The sequence below is a fragment of the Saccharothrix carnea genome, assembly GCF_003014735.1.
Lineage (GTDB): Bacteria > Actinomycetota > Actinomycetes > Mycobacteriales > Pseudonocardiaceae > Actinosynnema > Actinosynnema carneum.
Map to the genome: position 1 here is coordinate 300,161 of NZ_PYAX01000009.1, position 18,823 is coordinate 318,983.

Annotated in this window: 20 protein-coding genes; 17 read left to right on the forward strand and 3 right to left on the reverse strand. The window is 71.9% G+C overall.

What is annotated here, in order from left to right:
• Positions 1–97 precede the first annotated feature (97 nt).
• Positions 98–1,126: a serine hydrolase domain-containing protein gene (locus B0I31_RS26740; protein ID WP_106618259.1), complete on the forward strand. Its 1,029-nt coding sequence runs from the start codon at positions 98–100 to the stop codon at positions 1,124–1,126.
• Positions 1,127–1,264: 138 nt separating this feature from the next.
• Here B0I31_RS26740 and B0I31_RS26745 read toward each other — a convergent pair whose 3' ends face one another.
• Positions 1,265–1,726, reverse strand: coding sequence for a CAP domain-containing protein (locus B0I31_RS26745; protein ID WP_106618135.1), 462 nt, complete (start codon positions 1,724–1,726; stop codon positions 1,265–1,267).
• A 145-nt stretch (positions 1,727–1,871) separates the two neighbouring features.
• Here B0I31_RS26745 and B0I31_RS26750 point away from each other — a divergent pair, with 145 nt between their 5' ends.
• Both B0I31_RS26750 and B0I31_RS26755 read left to right on the forward strand, forming a co-directional pair.
• A complete protein-coding gene (locus B0I31_RS26750; protein WP_106618136.1) occupies positions 1,872–2,387 on the forward strand; it encodes a SigE family RNA polymerase sigma factor in 516 nt (171 codons plus the stop codon).
• On the forward strand, positions 2,384–3,046 hold the full coding sequence (locus tag B0I31_RS26755) for a hypothetical protein (protein WP_106618137.1): 663 nt from the start codon (positions 2,384–2,386) through the stop codon (positions 3,044–3,046). The genes B0I31_RS26750 and B0I31_RS26755 overlap by 4 nt, the downstream gene beginning before the upstream one ends.
• A 42-nt stretch (positions 3,047–3,088) precedes the next feature.
• On the opposite strand, the gene eat is transcribed toward B0I31_RS26755, so the two are convergent.
• The gene (eat, locus tag B0I31_RS26760) at positions 3,089–4,504 is read right to left on the reverse strand and encodes an ethanolamine permease (protein WP_106618138.1); all 1,416 of its coding nucleotides are present in this window, start codon (positions 4,502–4,504) and stop codon (positions 3,089–3,091) included.
• Positions 4,505–4,682: 178 nt separating this feature from the next.
• Here eat and B0I31_RS26765 point away from each other — a divergent pair, with 178 nt between their 5' ends.
• From B0I31_RS26765 to B0I31_RS26785, 5 genes are read left to right on the forward strand one after another with little or no spacing between them, the layout of a single operon-like run.
• Complete coding sequence (locus tag B0I31_RS26765) at positions 4,683–6,023, forward strand: glutamine synthetase family protein (protein ID WP_106618139.1); 1,341 nt, start codon at positions 4,683–4,685, stop codon at positions 6,021–6,023.
• Positions 6,004–6,714 carry a gamma-glutamyl-gamma-aminobutyrate hydrolase family protein gene (locus B0I31_RS26770; RefSeq protein WP_106618140.1) on the forward strand — a complete coding sequence of 237 codons (711 nt, stop codon included), beginning with the start codon at positions 6,004–6,006 and terminating at the stop codon, positions 6,712–6,714. The genes B0I31_RS26765 and B0I31_RS26770 overlap by 20 nt, the downstream gene beginning before the upstream one ends.
• On the forward strand, positions 6,711–8,069 hold the full coding sequence (locus B0I31_RS26775) for an aldehyde dehydrogenase family protein (RefSeq protein ID WP_106618141.1): 1,359 nt from the start codon (positions 6,711–6,713) through the stop codon (positions 8,067–8,069). The genes B0I31_RS26770 and B0I31_RS26775 overlap by 4 nt, the downstream gene beginning before the upstream one ends.
• Before the next feature lie 11 nt (positions 8,070–8,080).
• Entirely contained in the window at positions 8,081–8,848 is a 768-nt protein-coding gene (locus tag B0I31_RS26780; protein ID WP_106618142.1) for a 3-oxoacyl-ACP reductase, read from the forward strand.
• Positions 8,848–9,546, forward strand: a complete 699-nt coding sequence (locus B0I31_RS26785; RefSeq protein WP_181320407.1) for a FadR/GntR family transcriptional regulator — start codon at positions 8,848–8,850, stop codon at positions 9,544–9,546. Before B0I31_RS26780 ends, B0I31_RS26785 begins: the two co-directional genes overlap by 1 nt.
• A gap of 2 nt (positions 9,547–9,548) precedes the next feature.
• Here B0I31_RS26785 and B0I31_RS26790 read toward each other — a convergent pair whose 3' ends face one another.
• The gene (locus tag B0I31_RS26790) at positions 9,549–10,022 is read right to left on the reverse strand and encodes a hypothetical protein (protein WP_106618144.1); all 474 of its coding nucleotides are present in this window, start codon (positions 10,020–10,022) and stop codon (positions 9,549–9,551) included.
• A gap of 145 nt (positions 10,023–10,167) precedes the next feature.
• On the opposite strand from B0I31_RS26790, the gene B0I31_RS26795 reads away from it, so the two are divergent.
• The 9 genes from B0I31_RS26795 to B0I31_RS26835 all read left to right on the forward strand — a co-directional run bounded on the left by B0I31_RS26795 (position 10,168) and on the right by B0I31_RS26835 (position 18,770).
• The gene (locus B0I31_RS26795) at positions 10,168–10,380 is read left to right on the forward strand and encodes a helix-turn-helix domain-containing protein (RefSeq protein WP_106618145.1); all 213 of its coding nucleotides are present in this window, start codon (positions 10,168–10,170) and stop codon (positions 10,378–10,380) included.
• 3 nt (positions 10,381–10,383) lie between these two features.
• The gene (locus tag B0I31_RS26800; RefSeq protein ID WP_106618146.1) at positions 10,384–11,124 is read left to right on the forward strand and encodes a Clp protease N-terminal domain-containing protein; all 741 of its coding nucleotides are present in this window, start codon (positions 10,384–10,386) and stop codon (positions 11,122–11,124) included.
• Between the two features lie 125 nt (positions 11,125–11,249).
• Positions 11,250–13,298 (forward strand): threonine--tRNA ligase, encoded by a 2,049-nt coding sequence (gene thrS, locus B0I31_RS26805; RefSeq protein WP_245950452.1) that lies wholly within the window; start codon positions 11,250–11,252, stop codon positions 13,296–13,298.
• Complete coding sequence (locus B0I31_RS26810) at positions 13,295–13,843, forward strand: HIT family protein (RefSeq protein WP_106618148.1); 549 nt, start codon at positions 13,295–13,297, stop codon at positions 13,841–13,843. The genes thrS and B0I31_RS26810 overlap by 4 nt, the downstream gene beginning before the upstream one ends.
• 177 nt (positions 13,844–14,020) lie before the next feature.
• Positions 14,021–15,523 (forward strand): amino acid adenylation domain-containing protein, encoded by a 1,503-nt coding sequence (locus tag B0I31_RS26815; protein WP_106618149.1) that lies wholly within the window; start codon positions 14,021–14,023, stop codon positions 15,521–15,523.
• Positions 15,520–16,728, forward strand: a complete 1,209-nt coding sequence (locus B0I31_RS26820) for a ferredoxin reductase domain-containing protein (RefSeq protein WP_106618150.1) — start codon at positions 15,520–15,522, stop codon at positions 16,726–16,728. The genes B0I31_RS26815 and B0I31_RS26820 overlap by 4 nt, the downstream gene beginning before the upstream one ends.
• Before the next feature lie 9 nt (positions 16,729–16,737).
• Positions 16,738–17,547, forward strand: coding sequence for an enoyl-CoA hydratase-related protein (locus tag B0I31_RS26825; protein ID WP_106618151.1), 810 nt, complete (start codon positions 16,738–16,740; stop codon positions 17,545–17,547).
• 15 nt (positions 17,548–17,562) lie between these two features.
• Positions 17,563–18,072, forward strand: a complete 510-nt coding sequence (locus B0I31_RS26830; RefSeq protein WP_073886747.1) for a sigma-70 family RNA polymerase sigma factor — start codon at positions 17,563–17,565, stop codon at positions 18,070–18,072.
• Positions 18,069–18,770 carry a zf-HC2 domain-containing protein gene (locus tag B0I31_RS26835; RefSeq protein WP_106618152.1) on the forward strand — a complete coding sequence of 234 codons (702 nt, stop codon included), beginning with the start codon at positions 18,069–18,071 and terminating at the stop codon, positions 18,768–18,770. Before B0I31_RS26830 ends, B0I31_RS26835 begins: the two co-directional genes overlap by 4 nt.
• Positions 18,771–18,823: the final 53 nt, after the last annotated feature.

Here is an 18,823-nt window from a genome sequence, read left to right on the forward strand (position 1 = left end):
TCCCCGGTGGGCACATCTCCGCTGTGGTTCTCCACACCCGACCGGGTGGTGCTCCTCATGGTCGGCCGCCGTGCGGCGACCTAGCGTTGCCGTCGTGATGATCAACACTGCGATTGCCGGGGTCGTCCTGGCCGTGACCAGCACGTTTCCCGCACTGGACGGGTGGGTCGAGCAAGGCTGGGCCTCCGGGGCGCTGCTGACCGTGCAGGACTCCACCGGCACCCGCGCGGACGCGGCGGGTGAGGCGTCGGTCGGCGGGTACTTCCGGATCGGCAGCGCGACCAAGACGTTCGTGGCCACCGTCGTGCTGCAGCTCGTGGACGAGGGCAAGGTCGGGCTGGACGACCCCGTGGACCGGTACGTGGCCGGTGTGCCGAAGGGCGAGAACGGCGACCGCGCCACCGTGCGCCAGGTGCTCAACCACACCAGCGGCTTCTACGACTACGCGCACGAGGAGGGCTACTCGACCAACCGGTGGCGCGGCGCGGACCGGTTCCGGAGCTACCGCCCGCAGGAGCTGCTGGATGTCGCGTTCGCGCGGGAGTCCTACTTCGACCCGGGGGAGGGGTGGCACTACTCGAACACCAACTACATCGTCGCCGGGATGCTGATCGAACGCGTGACCGGCCGGACGTACGGCGACGAGGTGCGCGCCCGCGTCCTGCGCCCGCTCGGCCTGGCGCACACCACCGTGCCGGGATGGCGTCCCGGCCTGCCGCACCCTCACGCCCGCGGCTACACGCAGGTCGATGGGCGGCTGGTCGACGCGACCTCGATGAACCCGACCCTCGACTGGGCGGCGGGCGAGATGATCTCCACCGCCGAAGACCTCAACCGGTTCTTCGACGCGCTCCTGAGCGGGCGGCTGACCAGCGCGGCGTCCCTCGACGCGATGCGGCAGACCGTGGACGACACCGGCACGATCTTCGCCTACGGCCTGGGGCTGCAGCGGTTCGACCTGCCGTGCGGCCGTTCGATCTGGGGTCACGGCGGCGAGCTGATCGGCTACCGCACCTACGCCACGCGCGCGGACGACGGCACGCGGGCGACGCTGTCCTACAACCCGCTTCCCGCCGACGTGCCGGGGGAGGAGGTGATCGGGTTGCTCGCCTCGGTCCACTGCTGAGGCCCCACTCCCCGGCACCGGTACGGCTCAGGACCGCGATCTCGCGACCGAAGGCGACGACCGAGCGGTCACCCGGCGCTACGGCCGGGGAACGGACCGGTGCCGGGAAGAGCCCGGCGGGGGCAGTCCCGCCGACGATCAGCCCGGGGCACCGAAGTCCTGTGTCCAGTAGGACTTGTTGTTGCCGTCCACGGCGTGGGCGACGCCGAGCTCGCGCAGTTCGCAGTTCACGATGTTGGCGCGGTGGCTCTCGCTGTTCATCCAGGCGCGCACGACCTCCTCTGCGGTGCCCTGGCCGGCCGCGATGTTCTCCGCCATCAGCCGATAGGTGTACCCCGCGTCGGTGACGCGTTGTCCCGCTGTGCTGCCGTCCGAGCCGGTGTGGCTGAAGTTGCCGGTGCGTGCCATGTCGTCGCTGTGCCGCCTGGCCGCCGCGTCGAGTCGGGCGTTCGCGGTGAGGGCCGGGCAGCCTACGGCGGCGCGTTCCCCGTTCGTCAGGCTCAAAACCCGGTCTTGGAAGGTCTGGGTGGCGAGGGCGGGCGTGGCCGTGGCCAAGAGTGCCGCGACTGCCAGACCTGACGTGAACGTCCTGCGCTTCATGTCTCCGTGCCTCCTCGTGGGTGGGTCCCTGTTGTCAAGGGGTGCCCACTTATGAGAGGACCTGTATTCCACGATAGGTGGAACCGTGGTGACCTCGTGTCAACCGACTCCCGCGGCCACGTCGTCTTGGGGGTGGAGGTAAACGATGCGCAGTGATCCGGGGTCTCCCGAAGGGTTCGCCGAGTTCGTCGCCGAACGGTCCGACTCGCTGGTCCGCGCGGCGTGGTTGCTCACCGGCGACGCCCACAAGGCCGAGGACCTGGTGCAGGTGGCGCTCGTGCGGCTGTGGGAGCGCTGGTCGAAGGTCGACGAGCCGGGCGCCTACGCCCGGCGGGTGCTCTACACGACGTACATGACCTGGTGGCGGCGGCGGTGGCGGGCGGAGACGCCGTCGGTCGCGGTGCCGGACACCGTGACGCGGGACGACGTGGAGGGCGACGCGGTCGTGCGGCTGGCCGTGCGGGCCAGGCTCGCGCGGTTGAGCAGCCGGCAGCGGGCGGTGGTGGTGCTGAGGTTCTTCGAGGACTGCAGCGTGGAGGACGCGGCCCGGGTGCTGGGCTGCTCGACCGGGTCGATCAAGACGCACACGTCGCGTGCGCTCGCCGTGCTGCGGGAGGACGCCGTGCTCAGGACGTTGGTGGACGAGGGAGTAGTGCTGTGAAGGGCTTGCGCGAACTGCTGGTCGACGCCGTGCCGGACCTGCCGGAGGTCGACCGGGTGGCGGAGGTGGGTCGACGGGTGCGGCGGCGGCGCCGGACTCGCGGGGTGGTGGCGGCGGGGGTGGTCGTCGCGCTGACCGCGGGCGCGTTGGTCGGTACCCAGTGGTTCGGTTCCGTGCGGGAGGAGAGCCCGGTCGCCACCGCTCCTCCGCCGATCGCGGTGACGCCGGTGCTCGACTGCCCCCCGGAGCCGGGCCATCACGTGGGATGGCGCGGACCTGATGGTCCGGTGGCGCACGAGTCCGCGGTGAACGCCCTGGCGTGTGTGTACGGCGGCGGGGAGGGTGCCTACTTCCGCGTGGAGATCGGTCACGACGTCGCCAACGTGGTCCGGGCGATGAACGCGCTGGCCGCGGAGGACGAGCCGTACCCAGGTGACTACCCGCGCGCTTGCACGCTGATCGGGTGGGCGCAGTACGTGATCGTCGTCGGCTACCCGGACGGGACGCGGCACGACGTCGGCATCGATCTGAACTGCGGCACGCTGTTCCGCGACGACCTGGTCCGCTACGGCGACATCACGCGACCGCTCGACGAGTTCGCCGCGATCGTCCGCGCCGACGGTCGGGAGTTCCCGTACCCGCACGTCGACCGCTGGTGAGTGGTCGGGTGGCGGTGCACAGCCGCCACCCGACCCCGCCCGTCAGTCCTTCAGCTCCCGCTCGGCCTGGGCGATGGCGGCGAACTCCTCCTCCGGCGCGGCGGCCACCAGGTGGTGGCGGCTGTAGAACCAGAAGTACGCCAACGCCACCACGACGATGCCCGCCGTGATCCCGGCGGCCAGCTCGTCCACGAAGAACGTCGCCACGACCGCCGCCACCGCGAGCACCAGCGCCACACCGGTGGTGACGACGCCGCCCGGTGTCCGGTACGGCCGCGCCAGGCCGGGCTCACGCACCCGCAGCACGATGTGCGACACCATCATCAGCACGTACGACAGCGCCGCCCCGAACACCGCGACGTTGATCAGCGTCGCGCCGCTCTTCAGGATCGCCGCCAGAACGAACCCGATGGTGCCCGGCACGATCAGCGCCAGGTACGGCGTCTTGCGCCTGCCGGTCTTCGACAGCCAGCGCGGCAGGTAACCCGCGCGCGACAGCGCGAACAGCTGCCGCGAGTACGCGAAGATGATCGAGAAGAACGACGCCACGAGCCCGGCCAGACCCACGTAGTTCACGATCCGCGCCAGCGCGTTGTCGCCGCCGTAGGCCGCGCGCACCGCCTCGGGCAGCGGGTTGCCGGACGACATCAACGCCGCCGACCCCGCACCGCCCGGCGCGAGCACCAGGATCGCCGCCGCGAACACCAGCAGCGCCAGCACCGCCGCGATGATCCCGCGCGGCATGTCCTTCTTCGGGTCGCGCGCCTCCTCGGCCGCCAGCGGCACGCCCTCGACCGCGAGGAAGAACCAGATCGCGAACACCAGCGCGCCCAACGCCCCGCTCACACCGAACGGCAGGAAGCTGCCGTCCCCGATGTCGAACAGCTTGTCGGAGTCGAACTTCGGGATCATCCCGACCACGAACGCGATCAGCGCGACCACCGCGACCCCGGTGATCACGAACATCAGCCGCAACGCCTCGCCGACGCCGTAAAGGTGCACGCCGACGAAGATCGCGTAGCAGACCAGGTACACCGGCCAAGAGCTGGTGAGCCCGAACAGCCCGAGCGCCTGCACGTAGTCGCCGATGAACACGACGATCGCGGCGGGTGCGATGGCGTACTCGACCAGGATCGCGATGCCCGTGGCGAAACCGCCCAGCGGTCCCAGCGCGCGGCGCGCGAAGCCGTACCCGGCCCCGGCCACGGGCAGTGCGGCGGCCAGTTCCGCCAGGCCGAACACCATGCACGTGTACATGGCGCCCATCAGGACCGTCGCGACCAGCAGGCCGCCCCAGCCACCCTGGGCGAGCCCGAAGTTCCACCCGGCGAAGTCGCCGGAGATGACGTACGAGACCCCCAGCCCGGCCAACAGCACCCAGCCCGCGGCACCCCGCTTGAGCTGCCGGTGCTCCAGGTAGTCGCGGCCCACCTTCTCGTACTCGACGTGTTTGGCCATCTGCGCTCCCTAATGGGTCAGTCGCGCTCCTTTGCAGGGAGAGTGGCGCGGGTCACCTGACCGTGTCAACAGGCGGCCGACCGAAGAGTCAGGCGAGTCAGGGTGTGGCGGCCTTCACTCGAAGGTGTCAAGATGAGGCGTCCAATGGCTCGCTGACATACCTTTGGAGGTACCGGGGATGCTCGCCGTGGAGGAGTTGCGCGTGCTCGTGGACGCCGGGGAGATCGACACGGTGCTGGTCGCCGTCGTCGACATGCAGGGGCGTCTGCAGGGCAAGCGCTGCGCCGCGCGCTACTTCCTGGACGAGATCCTGACGCACTCCGCCGAGGGCTGCGACTACCTGCTGGCCGTGGACGTCGAGATGAACACCGTCGGCGGCTACGCCATGTCGTCGTGGGACACCGGCTACGGCGACTTCGTGATGAAGCCCGACCTGTCCACGCTGCGCCGCGTGCCGTGGCACGAGGGCACCGCGCTGGTCATGTGCGACCTGGTGTGGGAGGACGGCTCGCCCGTCGTGGCCTCGCCACGCCAGATCCTCAAGCGGCAGCTCGACCGGCTCGCCGAGCGCGGGCTGCGCGCGTTCGTCGGCACGGAGCTGGAGTTCATCGTCTTCGACAACACCTACGAGGACGCCTGGGACCGCGGCTACCGCGACCTCACCCCGGCCAACCAGTACAACGTGGACTACTCCCTGCTGGGCACCGCCCGCATCGAGCCGCTGCTGCGCGCCATCCGCAACCACATGGCGGGCGCGGGCATGGTGGTCGAGTCGGCCAAGGGCGAGTGCAACCCCGGCCAGCACGAGATCGCGTTCCGCTACACCGAGGCGCTGGCGACGTGCGACAACCACAGCATCTACAAGACCGGCGCCAAGGAGATCGCGGCGCAGCACGGCAAGTCGATCACGTTCATGGCCAAGTACAACGAGCGCGAGGGCAGCTCCTGCCACATCCACCTCAGCCTGCGCTCGGCCGACGACGAGCCGGTGTTCGCCGAGGGGCACGGCGTCTCGAAGCTCATGGAGCACTTCATGGCCGGGCAGCTGGCCGCGCTGCGCGAGCTGACCTACTTCCTCGCGCCGAACATCAACTCCTACAAGCGGTTCGCGGCCGGCAGCTTCGCGCCGACCGCGGTGGCCTGGGGCAAGGACAACCGGACGTGCGCGCTGCGCGTGGTCGGGCACGGCCAGTCGCTGCGGTTCGAGAACCGGGTGCCCGGCGCGGACGTCAACCCGTACCTGGCCGTCGCCGCGCTGATCGCGGCCGGCCTGCACGGCGTGGACAACGAGCTGCCGCTGGAGGAGGAGTTCGTGGGCAGCGCCTACGGCTCCGACAAACCCACCGTGCCCGCCACGCTGCGCGACGCCGCGTCGTTGCTGGCGCGCAGCGAGCTGGCGCGTGAGGCGTTCGGGCAGGACGTGGTGGAGCACTACCTCAACGCGGCACGGGTCGAGCTGGCCGCGTTCGACAAGTCGGTGACGGACTGGGAGCGGATCCGTGGTTTCGAACGGCTCTAGGGCACGGCCGTTGATCGGCGTCAGCACCTACCTGGAACGCGTGCGGTTCGGCGTCTGGGACGTGGAGGCGGCCGTGCTGCACCGCGACTACCTCGACTCGGTCGTGCGCGCGGGCGGCAACCCCGTGCTGCTGCCGCCGGTCGGGGAGTGGGACGCGGACAGCGTCACGTTCCTCGACGGCCTGGTGCTGGCGGGTGGCGCGGACGTCGACCCGGCGCTGTACGGGCGGCCACGCGACCCGCGCACCGGACCCGCGCGGCCCGAGCGGGACGCGGTCGAGCTGAGCCTGGCGCGTGCGGCGTTGAAGCTGGACCTGCCGCTGCTGGCGGTGTGCCGGGGCATGCAGGTGCTCAACGTGGCGTTGGGCGGCACGTTGATCCAGCACGTGGAGGGCCACAACCCGGCGCCCGCCGTGTTCGAGCACACCGGGATCGCGGTCGCGCCCGGTTCCGCGCTCGCCGGCATCGTCGGCCTCGCCACCACCGTGTTCTGCCACCACCACCAGGCGCTGGACGTGCTCGGTGACGGCCTGCGGGTGGTCGCGGGCGCGCCGGACGGCACCGTGGAGGCGGTGGAGCTGCCCGGCGCGCGGTTCGTGCTCGGCGTGCAGTCGCACCCGGAGGCCGACACCGAAGACGACCGCTTGTTCGCCGCACTGGTGGCGGCCACCCGCGACAGGGGAGTGAAGTGACCACGTTCGACGTCATCAACCCGGCCACCGAGGAGGTGGTCCGCTCGGTGCCGCTGGCCTCGCTGGAGGAGACCGACGCGGCGATCGCCCGCGCCTCGGCGGCGTTGCCCGCGTGGCGCGCGGTCGCCCCCGGTGACCGGGCCCGACTGCTGCGCCGGTTCGCCGAGGCCGTGGACGGCGCGCTGGAGGAACTGGCCGCGCTGGAGGTGCTCAACGCCGGGCACACCATCGGCAACGCGCGGTGGGAGGCCGGCAACGCCCGCGACGTGCTGCACTACTACTCGGCCGCGCCGGAACGGCTGTTCGGCAGGCAGATCCCGGTGGCGGGCGGGCTGAACGTGACGTTCCACGAGCCGGTGGGCGTGGTCGGCGTGATCGTGCCGTGGAACTTCCCCATGCCGATCGCCGCGTGGGGTTTCGCACCCGCGCTGGCGGCGGGGAACGCGGTGGTGCTCAAGCCCGCCGAGCTGACGCCGTTGACCGCTCTGCGCCTGGCCTCGCTGGCGCGGGAGGCGGGCATCCCCGAGGACGTGTTCCAGGTGCTGCCGGGCGCCGGTCCGGTCGTGGGGCAGCGGTTCGTCACGCACCCGGACGTGCGCAAGGTGGTGTTCACCGGTTCCACGCGGGTCGGCAAGCAGGTCATGGCCGGGTGCGCCGAGCAGGTGAAGCGGGTGACGCTGGAGCTGGGCGGCAAGTCGGCCAACATCGTGTTCGCCGACGCGGACCTGGAACGGGCCGCGGCCACCGCGCCGTACGGCGTGTTCGACAACGCGGGCCAGGACTGCTGCGCGCGGTCCCGGATCCTGGTGCAGGCGTCGGTCTACGACCGGTTCATGGAGTTGCTGGAACCCGCGGTCAAGGGCGTCGTGGTCGGCGCGCCGGGGGACGAGGCCACCGAGATGGGGCCGCTGATCTCGGCGGCGCACCGGGAGAAGGTCGCGTCGTACGTGCCCGCCGACGCGCCGGTGGCGTTCCGCGGCTCGGCGCCGACCGGCGCGGGGTTCTGGTTCCCGCCCACGGTGCTCGCGCCCGTCGCGCCCGGTGACCGGGCGGCCGTGGAGGAGATCTTCGGGCCGGTGGTGGCCGTGCTGCCGTTCACCGACGAGGAGGACGCGGTGCGGTTGGCCAACGACAGCGCCTACGGCCTGTCCGGGTCGATCTGGACGCGGGACGTGGGGCGGGCGCTGCGCGTCTCGCGTGCCGTCGAGTCGGGGAACCTGTCGGTCAACTCGCACTCGTCGGTGCGGTACTGGACCCCGTTCGGCGGGTTCAAGCAGTCCGGGCTGGGACGTGAGCTGGGGCCCGACGCCCTCGACTCGTTCACCGAGACCAAGAACGTCTTCATCGCTCACTGATTGGGAGAGAAATGGTTCAGCGACTTGAGGGTCGGGTGGCCGTGGTGACCGGCGGCGGCAGCGGCATCGGCCTGGCCTCGGTGCGGCGGCTGGCGTCGGAGGGGGCGAAGGTCGTCGTCGCGGACGTCGACGCGGAGACGGGCAAGGCGGCGGCCGACGAGGTGGGCGGGCTGTTCGTCCAGGTCGACGTGACCGACGAGGAGCAGGTGTCGGCGCTGTACCAGACCACTGTGGACACTTACGGGTCGGTGGACGTCGCGTTCAACAACGCGGGCATCTCGCCGCCGGACGACGACTCGATCCTGACCACGGGCATCGAGGCGTGGGACCGGGTGCAGAAGGTGAACCTGACGTCGGTGTACCTGTGCTGCAAGTACGCGATCCCGCACATGCTGGAACGCGGGCGCGGCTCGGTGATCAACACGGCGTCGTTCGTGGCGACGATGGGCGCGGCGACGTCCCAGATCTCGTACACCGCGTCCAAGGGCGGTGTGCTGGCGATGAGCCGCGAGCTGGGCGTGCAGTTCGCCCGGCAGGGCGTCCGGGTGAACGCGCTGTCACCCGGACCGGTGAACACGCCGCTGCTGCGGGAGCTGTTCGCCAAGGACCCGGAGCGGGCCGCGCGGCGGCTGGTGCACGTGCCGCTGGGCCGGTTCGCCGAGCCGGAGGAGATCGCCGCGGCGGTGGCGTTCCTGGCCAGTGACGACTCGTCGTTCATCACCGCGTCGAACTTCCTGGTGGACGGCGGTATCGCCGGTGCCTACGTGACACCGCTGTGATGCCGTTGCAGGACGCGTTGTTCCGCCCCGTGCGGGCGGGCAACGCGTTCGAGGAGACCGTGGAGCGGCTCATGCAGGCGATCCGGCTCGGCGTGGTGGGGCCGGGGGAGCGGCTGCCCGCGGAACGTGACCTGGCGACCCGGTTGGGTGTCAGCCGGGTGACACTGCGTGAGGCGATCCGGTCACTGCAGGACGCCGGGTACGTCGAGTCCCGGCGCGGCCGTTACGGCGGGACGTTCGTGAACTCGCCGCTGCCGGTGCCCGCGCCGGACCGCCGGGTCGACCCCGCCGAGCTGGCGGACGCGTTGACGTTGCGCTGGGCGGTGGAGACGGGTGCGGCGGAGTGCGCGGCGGGCCGTGCGCTGGGCCCGGTGGAGCGGCGCAACCTGCTGTCGCGGCTGGCCGAGTGCCGTGACGCGTCGGTGGACTCCTACCGGCGCAAGGACTCGCGGCTGCACCTGGCGATCGCCGAGGCGACCGGGTCGGCCTCGCTCACGGCGGCCGTCGCCGACGCCCGGACGCGGGTCAACGCCCTGCTGGACCGGATTCCCCTCCTGCCGCCGAACCTGGCGCACTCCAACGAGCAGCACGAGTTGATCGTGACCCACATCGTGGCGGGCGACCCGGAGGCCGCGCGGCGGGCGATGGCCGAGCACCTGGACGGCACGGCCCTGCTGCTGCGCGGCTTCCTGTCCTGACCTCAGCGCTCGAAATCGCGCCACGGCCCGCGCTCGGGACCGCGTTCTCCCCGGTCGCCTCGCTCGCCTCGCTCGTCGAACCGCGAGTGGCCGGGCCGGTCGGCGCCGACGCCGTAGCGCGGCCGGTGGTCGCGGTCGGCCAACGCCACGATCCCGCCGCCGAGCACGAGCCCGAGCAAGCCGACCGCGACGAGCTGGGTCGCCCGGTGCTTGACGATCCGACCGAGCGCCGCGCCCTTGCCGGGCGGCGGCGGGGCGTAGGCGGGGTGCGGCGGTGTTGGCTGGGCGGCGGCCGGTTCGCCCTCAGCGGTGGCCGGTCGGGCGGCGACTGGTTCGCCCGGTGCGGCGGCCTGCTCGCCGGCGGGCAAGCCGCCCGGTTCGGGGCCGGCGGCGTCCGGCACAGGGGTGGCCGTGGGCTTGGTGGCGTCCGCGGGTGGCTCCGGGTTGGCGCGTGGCGGCTGGTCGGGCTCTGACATGGCGGAACTCCTGCTCTCCCGTGCTGGTGACCGCCATGGTGCGCGATCGACCTGAGCGGATGCTGATGGTCGGCTGTAGGTCGGCTGTGAGTCCCGGCGTCAGCATGTGTTGACGATTATGGAGGCGTCAGCATATGCTGACGAAATGGCTGCGATCGCCGACCTCGACCCGGCCGCGCACGGCGAGGACCCGGACGCCGGGCTGCGCGCCGTGGCCCGCCTGCGCCGGCTGGTCGACCAGCTGGAAGCCGAACACGTCGCCGCCGCGCGCCGGGCCGGCTGGTCGTGGCGCGACATCGCCACCCGCCTGGGCGTCACCAAGCAGACCGTCCACCGCAAGTACGGCCGAGAGGACTGACCGGTGTTCCGAGGCGACCACCCCGACCTGAACCGCACCATCGGCCGCGCGCTCAAGCTCGCCATGGACCTGGGCCACCCGCGCACCGGCAGCGAACACCTCCTGGCGGCCCTCGCCACCGGCCCACTCACCCCCGACCCGCTCACCGCCGACCCGACCGCTGCAGGCCTGGTCGCCGCCGTCCTGGCCCGTCACGGCGCGACGCCCGCCGCCATCCGGGACGCGGCCCACCTCGCCGCGCCGCTCGGTGCGGGCGGCGCGGTCGACCAGGCCGTCCTGGCGCCCCTCGGCGTCGACCTCGGCCGCCTGCTCGGCGGCACCCGCGCGCTGGACCGCCCCGCCCGCCGGGAACCGCTCCTCCCGTTCGGCGCGGCGAAGGCACGTCGGCGCTCCGCCCGCCTCACCCCACCGCTCGGCCTGGACGCCCAAGCGGCGTACGAGGCGTCGTTGCGCCTGGCCCTGGCCCGTCGCGAACGCGAGCACCGCCCCGAACACCTCGCCCTCGCCCTCACCGCCCTGGACCCCGGCGTCGCCTGGGTGCTCAAGACCGCCGGCGTCGACCGCGAAGCCCTCCTCGCCGACCTGGCCGCGACCTTCCCGCCCCCGCGCCGCAACCCCCTGCTCACCGTGGACCGCGGGATCGGCCACCGCGTCCGCCACCGCGACCTCGTCCGCCGCTACGAACGCACCACCGGACGTGCCGTGACCTCGGCCGACGCGCTGCCCGCCCTGATCCGCGGCTGAACACCCACCCGACCGGGTGATCCGCGGGACACCGGAGCGGCCGACCCGGTGCGCCGGAAAACCACTCGGTGAGCACCGATAACATCCTCGTCGAAGCAGGCACCTACGCGCACCGAGGAGTCACCGTGTCCCAGCCACGTCCCGCAGCCGCTCTCGCCCCACCTCGCGTGGTGGTGCCGGCGGGGACTACCGCGGGGACGGCGGTGCGTGAGGCGGGGCTGCCGGGCAAGGGCCCGGACGCCGTCGTGGTCGTGCGCGACCCCGAGGGCCACCTGCGCGACCTGTCGTGGACGCCGCAGGTCGAGGTCGAGGTCGAGGCGGTCGCCGCCGACACCGAGGACGGCCGCAGCGTCATCCGGCACTCCGCCGCGCACGTGCTCGCGCAGGCCGTGCAGCAGCAGTTCCCCGAGGCCAAGCTGGGCATCGGCCCGCCGGTCAAGGACGGCTTCTACTACGACTTCCGGGTCGACAAGCCGTTCACGCCCGAGGACCTCGCCGCGCTGGAGAAGCGCATGAAGTCGATCATCAAGGGCGCGCAGCGGTTCAACCGCCGCGTGGTCGAGTCGGTCGACGCCGCCAAGGCCGAACTGGCCTCCGAGCCGTTCAAGCTGGAACTGGTGGACATCAAGAGCGATGTCGACTCCTCGGAGATCATGGAGGTCGGCGGCGGCGAGCTGACCATCTACGACAACCTCGACCCGCGTTCCGGCGACCGCGTGTGGGGCGACCTGTGCCGCGGCCCGCACGTGCCGACGACCAAGCACATCCCGGCGTTCAAGCTGACCCGCGTCGCCGCCGCGTACTGGCGCGGCAACGAGAAGAACCCGCAGCTGCAGCGCATCTACGGCACGGCGTGGGAGTCGCAGGAGGCGCTGGACGCGCACCTGGAGCTGCTGGCCGAGGCCGAGCGGCGCGACCACCGCAAGCTGGGCGTCGAGCTGGACCTGTTCAGCTTCCCGGACGAGATCGGCTCGGGCCTGGCGGTGTTCCACCCGCGCGGCGGGATCATCCGCAAGGCCATGGAGGACTACTCGCGGGCCCGGCACACCGAAGAGGGCTACGAGTTCGTCTACTCGCCGCACATCACCAAGGGCAACCTGTTCGAGACGTCCGGTCACCTCGACTGGTACCGCGAGGGCATGTACCCGGCGATGCACCTCGACGCCGAGCTGAACGAGGACGGCACGGTCCGCAAGCCCGGCCAGGACTACTACCTCAAGCCGATGAACTGCCCGTTCCACGACTTGATCTTCAAGTCGCGGGGGCGGTCCTACCGCGAGCTGCCGCTGCGCATGTTCGAGTTCGGCGGCGTGTACCGGTACGAGAAGTCCGGCGTGATCCACGGCCTCACCCGCGTGCGCGGCATGACGCAGGACGACGCGCACATCTTCTGCACCCCCGACCAGGTGCAGGACGAGCTGAAGTCGCTGCTGTCCTTCGTGCTGGGGCTGCTGCGCGACTACGGCCTGGACGACTTCTACCTGGAGCTGTCGACCCGCAACCCGGAGAAGTCCGTGGGCTCCGACGAGGTCTGGGAGAAGGCGACCGAGGCGCTGCGCGTCGCGGCCGAGGACTCCGGGCTCGAACTGGTGCCGGACCCGGGCGGCGCGGCGTTCTACGGGCCGAAGATCTCCGTGCAGGCCAAGGACGCGCTGGGCCGCACCTGGCAGATGTCCACCATCCAGGTCGACTTCAACCTGCCCGAGCGGTTCGAGCTGGAGTACACCGGCCCGGACGGCAACCGGCAGCGCCCGGTCATGATCCACCGCGCGCTGTTCGGCTCGGTGGAGCGGTTCTTCGGCGTGCTGACCGAGCACTACGCGGGCGCGTTCCCGGCGTGGCTCGCGCCGGTGCAGGTGGTGGGCATCCCGATCGCGGACGAGCACGTCGACCACCTGCTCGCGGTGGCGAAGCAGCTCAAGGCGAAGGGCATCCGGGTCGAGGTGGACGCCTCCGACGACCGGATGCAGAAGAAGATCCGCAACCACACCACGCAGAAGGTGCCGTTCATGCTGCTCGCGGGCGGCAAGGACGTGGAGCAGGGCGCGGTGTCGTTCCGGTTCCGCGACGGCACGCAGGTCAACGGCGTGTCGGTCGAGCGGGCCGTGGAGACGATCGTGGACTGGGTGGCACGGCGTGAGAACGCCTCGCCCACGGCGGAACTCGTCCAGTGACCCAGCAGTACGAGGAGCAGGACGGGGTCGGGGTCGACGACGCGTTGCAGCGGTTGTGGACCCCGCACCGCCTCTCGTACGTGCGCGGCGAGGGCAAGGCGGTCGGCGACGAGCCGGAGGGGTGCCCGTTCTGCCGGGTGACCGGGCTGGACGACGCCGAGGGGCTGATCCTGGCGCGTGGCGAGCTGGTGTTCGCGGTGCTCAACCTGTACCCGTACAACCCCGGTCACCTGATGGTGCTGCCGTACCGGCACGTGCCCGACTACACGGACCTGACCGCGGCCGAGACGGCGGAGTTCGCCGCGTTCACCCAGAAGGCGATGCGGGTGATCCGGTCCGCCTCCGGGCCGCACGGGTTCAACATCGGCATGAACCAGGGCGTGGTGGCGGGCGCGGGCATCGCGGCCCACCTGCACCAGCACGTGGTGCCGCGCTGGGGCGGCGACGCGAACTTCATGCCGGTGATCGGCCACACCAAGGTCCTGCCGCAACTGCTCGGCGAGACCCGCCAACTCCTCTCCGACGCCTGGACCACCACCCCTTAACCCGCGAGTCGAACGCTCAGGACCCGCGTGTCGAACGTCCTGAGCGTTCGACACGCGGGCGCTGAGCGTTCGACTCGCGCAGGTTTTTTGGGTTCGGGTTGAACGGGGGGTGGGGCTGTCTCGTTCAGACCGGGTGACCACGCCCGGCTGACGAGAGGCGCACACCCTGTGACGGCCATGACCGAGCCCACCGCCGTGCAAGGCTTACCCCCGGACGATCGTCCGCTGTTCCGACGATTCGGCAGCGGTCCGAGCGCGATACCGCCGTTCCACCGCATCCACCACGCCTTCGAGCACCACGTCGCACGCTCGCCGCACGCGCGGGCGGTCGAGCACGAGGGCAACTGCCTGACCTACGCCGAACTCGACCACCGCGCGAACGTCGTCGCCGCCGAACTCCTCGACGCGGGCGTCCGACCGGGCGATCACGTCGGCGTCTTCCTGACGCGGTCGATCCACCTGGTCGTCGGCATCCTCGCGGTGCTGAAGGTCGGCGCGGCCTACGTGCCGCAGGACGTCCGGATCACCCCGCGACCCCACCTCGACCACGTCCTGCGCACCGCCGACATCAAGGTCGTGCTGACCGTCCGCGAGCACGCACCGCGGCTCGAAGCACCCACCGTCCTGGCCATCGACACCCTGCCCGACCGCCGCGTCACGGCACCGCGCGCGGAAGGCGGCGACACCGCCGTCGTCATCTTCACCTCGGGCACCACCGGCGTCCCGAACGGCGTCCGCGTCACCCACGCGAACCTGTGCAACGTGCTCCTCACCGCACCCGGCGACCTGGGCATCAGACCGGGCGACCGGGTCGCGCAACTGCTCAACATCGCGTTCGACATGGCGATCTGGGAGCTGTTCGGCGCCCTCGCCCACGGTGCCACGTCCGTCATCCGCGGCCGGGACATCGCGCACACGGCGAGCACCGCCACCGTCCTCATCGCCACGCCGGGTGTGCTGTCCACAGTGGACCCCGACGAGTGCCCGCACGTCCGGGCGGTCGCCGTGGCCGGGGAACGCTGCCCCAAGCCGCTGGCCGACGCCTGGTCCGCCCGCGCCGCTTTCCACAACGCCTGCGGCCCCACGGAAGTCACGATCGTCAACACCGTGCAGCGCTACGACCCGCGCGTGGGCAGGCTGACCATCGGCCGCCCGGTCCCGAACACCACGGTCTACGTGCTCGACGAGGACCTGCGGCCGTGCCGGATCGGCGAGGTGGGCGAGATGTGGGCGGGCGGCGCCTGCGTCACGGCCGGCTACCTCGGCAACGACGTGCTCACCGCCCAGCGCTACCGCCCCGACCCGTTCCTCGGCGGCGACCACCTGATGTTCCGCACCAGGGATCTGGGCCGCTGGACGGCGGACGGCGAGTTGGAGCACCACGGCCGCACCGACGACCAGGTGAAGGTGCGCGGCTTCCGGGTCGAGCTGGACGCGGTCACCTCCGCCCTGGAAACGACCCCCGGCTGCGTCCGCGCGACCACCGTCCTGCACGACGGCGGGCTCGTCGGGTTCGTCAGCCCCGCCACCGTCGATCCCGGAGCCGCCTCGGAGGCGGTGGCCCGCGCGCTGCCCTACTACTGCGTGCCGACCCTGGTCATCGCCGTGGACGACCTGCCGTTGACCGCACGCGGCAAGGTGGACCGGGCCGCGTTGTCGTCGCTGGTGCCGGTCGCATGACCACCACGCGCACCGGCACACCGACGGCGTCGTGGCTGAGGAGGCGCCCGTTCACCCACCACAACCGGCTCGCCGTCGCGGTGATCCTGGTCAACGTGGTCGCGGCGTTCGCCGTGGACGACGCGCAGGCGCTCGCGGACCTGGTCGCCGCCAACGTCGCCCTGGCCGTGCTGATCCGCCAGCAGCACGTGATCAACCTGTTGTTCCGGCTGGCCACCAGCGCGCCGACGACGTGGCCGCTGCGGGTCCGCTGGACGTTGGGCAAGGTCTACCACTTCGGCGGCCTGCACGTCGGCGCCGCGATCAGCGCCACGGCCTGGTTCGCGGTGCTGGCCTGGGTCCTGGACGACGCCCTGACCTGGACGATCCTCGCCCTGATGGCCGCGATGGTCGTGTTCGCCCTGCCCTCCCTGCGCGCCCGGCGGCACGACGTGTTCGAGCGCGTGCACCGCTTCGCCGGCTGGGCCGTGCTCGTGCTGTTCGCCGCGCACTCGGCCCGGCAGCCGGGTTTCGTCGGCTCGGCCCAGTTCTGGCTGCTCCTGCTGGTCGTCATCAGCGTCGCCCTGCCCTGGGCACGGCTGCGGCGCGTGCCGGTGCGGATCGTCCGGCCGTCGCGGCACGTCGCGCTGGTGTCGTTCGACCACGGCGTGACGCCGTTCGCGGGTTCCTCGACCGCGGTGAGCCGCCACCCGCTGCTGGAGTGGCACTCGTTCGCCAACGTGCCGACGCCAGGCCGCACCGGTTTCCGGCTCACCATCTCGCGCGCGGGCGACTGGACGGGCGCGCTGATCGACGACCTGCCGACGCACCTGTGGGTCAAGGGCGTGCCCACCGCCGGTGTCGGCAACATCGACAAGCTGTTCACCAGGGTGGTGTGGGTGGCGACCGGCAGCGGCATCGGGCCGTGCCTGCCGCACCTGCTGTCGGGTGAGACGCCTGCCCGCCTGGTGTGGTCCACCCGCACGCCGCGCGAGACCTACGGCGACGAGCTGGTGGACGAGATCGAGGCCGTGCAGCCGGACGCCCTGGTCTGGGACACCGTCCGCGACGGCAAGCCCGACCTGGTCGAGCTGGCGCTGCGCGCGCACCGGGAGTTCGACGCCGAAGCCGTGATCTGCATTTCCAACAAGAAGACGACCTGGCACGTCGTGGAGCAGCTGGAAGCGCGGGGTGTGCCCGCGTTCGGCGCGATCTGGGACTCGTGAGGAGACTTCGTGGACTACTCGACCTTGCTCATCGACGAACGGGACGGCGTCACGACGGTCACCGTGTCCCGCCCGCGGGCGCGCAACGCGTTGTCCGGCCGGGTCCTCGCCGAGCTCGACCACTTCCTGTCCGGGATCCTGGCCGGGCGGGCACCGCGGGGCGTCATCCTCACCGGGGCGCCCGGTCCGGCGTTCATCGCGGGCGCGGACATCCGCGAGATGGCCGTGATGACGCCGGACGAGGGCGAGCGGTTCGGGCTGCTCGGCCAACGCGTCACCCGGCTGCTGGAGGAGGTGCCGTGCCCGGTCGTCGCGTGCGTGGACGGCTACGCGCTCGGCGGCGGCTGCGAGATGGTGCTGGCGTGCGACTTCGCCTACGCGACCCGGCGCTCGGTGTTCGGCCAGCCGGAGGTCGTGCTCGGTCTCGTCCCCGGTTTCGGCGGGTGCGTCCGGCTGCAGCGCCTGGTCGGCCCCGCGGTCGCCCGCGAGCTGATCTACACCGGCAGGCACGTGGACGCGCCGGAGGCGGTGCGGCTCGGGCTCGTCAACGCGGTGTTCGACGACCGTGATGAGATGTTGGCCGTCGCACGCGCGGTGCTCGGCCGGATCGCGGGCAACTCTGCCTCGGCGGTGTCGCTGGCCAAGGCCGCGGTGAACGCCTCCGGCGGCACGACCGTCGCCGCCGGGCTGGCGTTCGAGCTCGACGCGTTCCGCGAGGCGTTCACCACCGACGACATGCGCGAGGGCACGGCGGCGTTCCTCGCCAAGCGCCGGCCCGCGTTCACCGGCGTCACCGGGGAACCGCTGCTCCACGACTAGCCGAGGAGGTGCGCGATCAACGACAGTCACACTGCCCTGCTGCGCTCCCTCCACGACGAGCACGCGCCCGCCCTGTGGCGGTACGTGCGCCGGCTGACCGGGGACGACGAGCTGTCCCGCGACGTGGTGCAGGAAGCGCTGCTGCGGGCGTGGCGCAACCCCAAGGTGCTGGAACAGGGGTCGGCGGCGGCCCGCGCGTGGCTCTACACGGTGGCGCGCAACGTGGTGATCGACGAGCGCCGCAGCGCCCGGGCGCGCTGGGAGATCGGCTCGGAACGGCTGCCCGAGCGGGCCCGGTCCGACCACAGCGACTCCGCCCTGGACGCCTGGTTGGTGGCCGATGTGCTCACCCAGTTGACGCCGGAGCACCGCACGGTGATCGTGCGTGCGTACTACATGGGCCAGTCGGTCGCCGAGCTGGCCGTCGCACTGGACCTGCCGGAGGGAACCGTGAAGTCCCGGCTGCACTACGGTCTGCGGGCGCTGCGGCTGGCGCTGGAGGAGAAAGGGGTCACCGGACGTTGAGCTCGCCAGTCGATCCGTACCGGGACTGGGGTGCCGCGTACGTCCTGGGTTCGCTGTCGCCCGGCGAACGGCGGGAGTTCGAGGGACACCTGCCGGGGTGCCCGGAGTGCTCGGGTGACGTCGCGTCCTTCGCGGGCGTGCCCGGCATCCTCTCGGCGGTGCCCCGTGACCGGGCGCTCGACCTGCTGGAACCCGAGGGGGAGGCCGACGAGCCGCCCGCGGCGGTGTTCAGCGGACTGGTGGCGGCCGAGCGGTCGCGCCGGTGGCGCGCCCGGATCCTGGTGGCCGCCGCGCTGGTCGTCGCGGCGTTGACGGGGGCGGCGGTCGCGCTGGCCGTGCGGCCGGCCGCCCCCGACACCGTGGTCGCCGCACCGCCGCCCGCGCCCGACGTGGCGATGCACCAGACCGTGCCCAGCCCGGTGACGGCCACCGTGCAGCTGGTGGACGAGCCGTGGGGCACCCGGATCGAGGTGTTGTGCTCCTACGCCGTGCCGGACGGTCCGCCGCCGCCCGTCTTCGCCTACTCCCTGCACGTGGTGGCGGCAGACGGCACCTCGGCGAGTGTCGCGACCTGGACCGCCGGACCCGGCTCCACCACCCGGCCGGTCGCCACGACCGAGCTCGGCCGGTCGGACATCACCGGCATCGAGATCAGATTGGTGCAAAAAGACCTGGTCCTGCTCCGCGTCACGTTCTGACCGCCCGCCTCCCGGCGCCCACCCGCCGCGACCCGGGTACCCGCAGGTCGGGG

Bases quoted from the DNA above. Each gene is read 5' to 3' on its own strand.
- B0I31_RS26740 (WP_106618259.1), top strand. From the start codon at position 98: ATGATCAACACTGCGATTGCCGGGGTCGTCCTGGCCGTGACCAGCACG.
- B0I31_RS26745 (WP_106618135.1), bottom strand. From the start codon at position 1,726: ATGAAGCGCAGGACGTTCACGTCAGGTCTGGCAGTCGCGGCACTCTTG.
- B0I31_RS26750 (WP_106618136.1), top strand. From the start codon at position 1,872: ATGCGCAGTGATCCGGGGTCTCCCGAAGGGTTCGCCGAGTTCGTCGCC.
- eat (WP_106618138.1), bottom strand. From the start codon at position 4,504: ATGGCCAAACACGTCGAGTACGAGAAGGTGGGCCGCGACTACCTGGAG.
- B0I31_RS26765 (WP_106618139.1), top strand. From the start codon at position 4,683: ATGCTCGCCGTGGAGGAGTTGCGCGTGCTCGTGGACGCCGGGGAGATC.
- B0I31_RS26780 (WP_106618142.1), top strand. From the start codon at position 8,081: ATGGTTCAGCGACTTGAGGGTCGGGTGGCCGTGGTGACCGGCGGCGGC.
- B0I31_RS26785 (WP_181320407.1), top strand. From the start codon at position 8,848: ATGCCGTTGCAGGACGCGTTGTTCCGCCCCGTGCGGGCGGGCAACGCG.
- B0I31_RS26790 (WP_106618144.1), bottom strand. From the start codon at position 10,022: ATGTCAGAGCCCGACCAGCCGCCACGCGCCAACCCGGAGCCACCCGCG.
- B0I31_RS26795 (WP_106618145.1), top strand. From the start codon at position 10,168: ATGGCTGCGATCGCCGACCTCGACCCGGCCGCGCACGGCGAGGACCCG.
- B0I31_RS26815 (WP_106618149.1), top strand. From the start codon at position 14,021: ATGACCGAGCCCACCGCCGTGCAAGGCTTACCCCCGGACGATCGTCCG.
- B0I31_RS26820 (WP_106618150.1), top strand. From the start codon at position 15,520: ATGACCACCACGCGCACCGGCACACCGACGGCGTCGTGGCTGAGGAGG.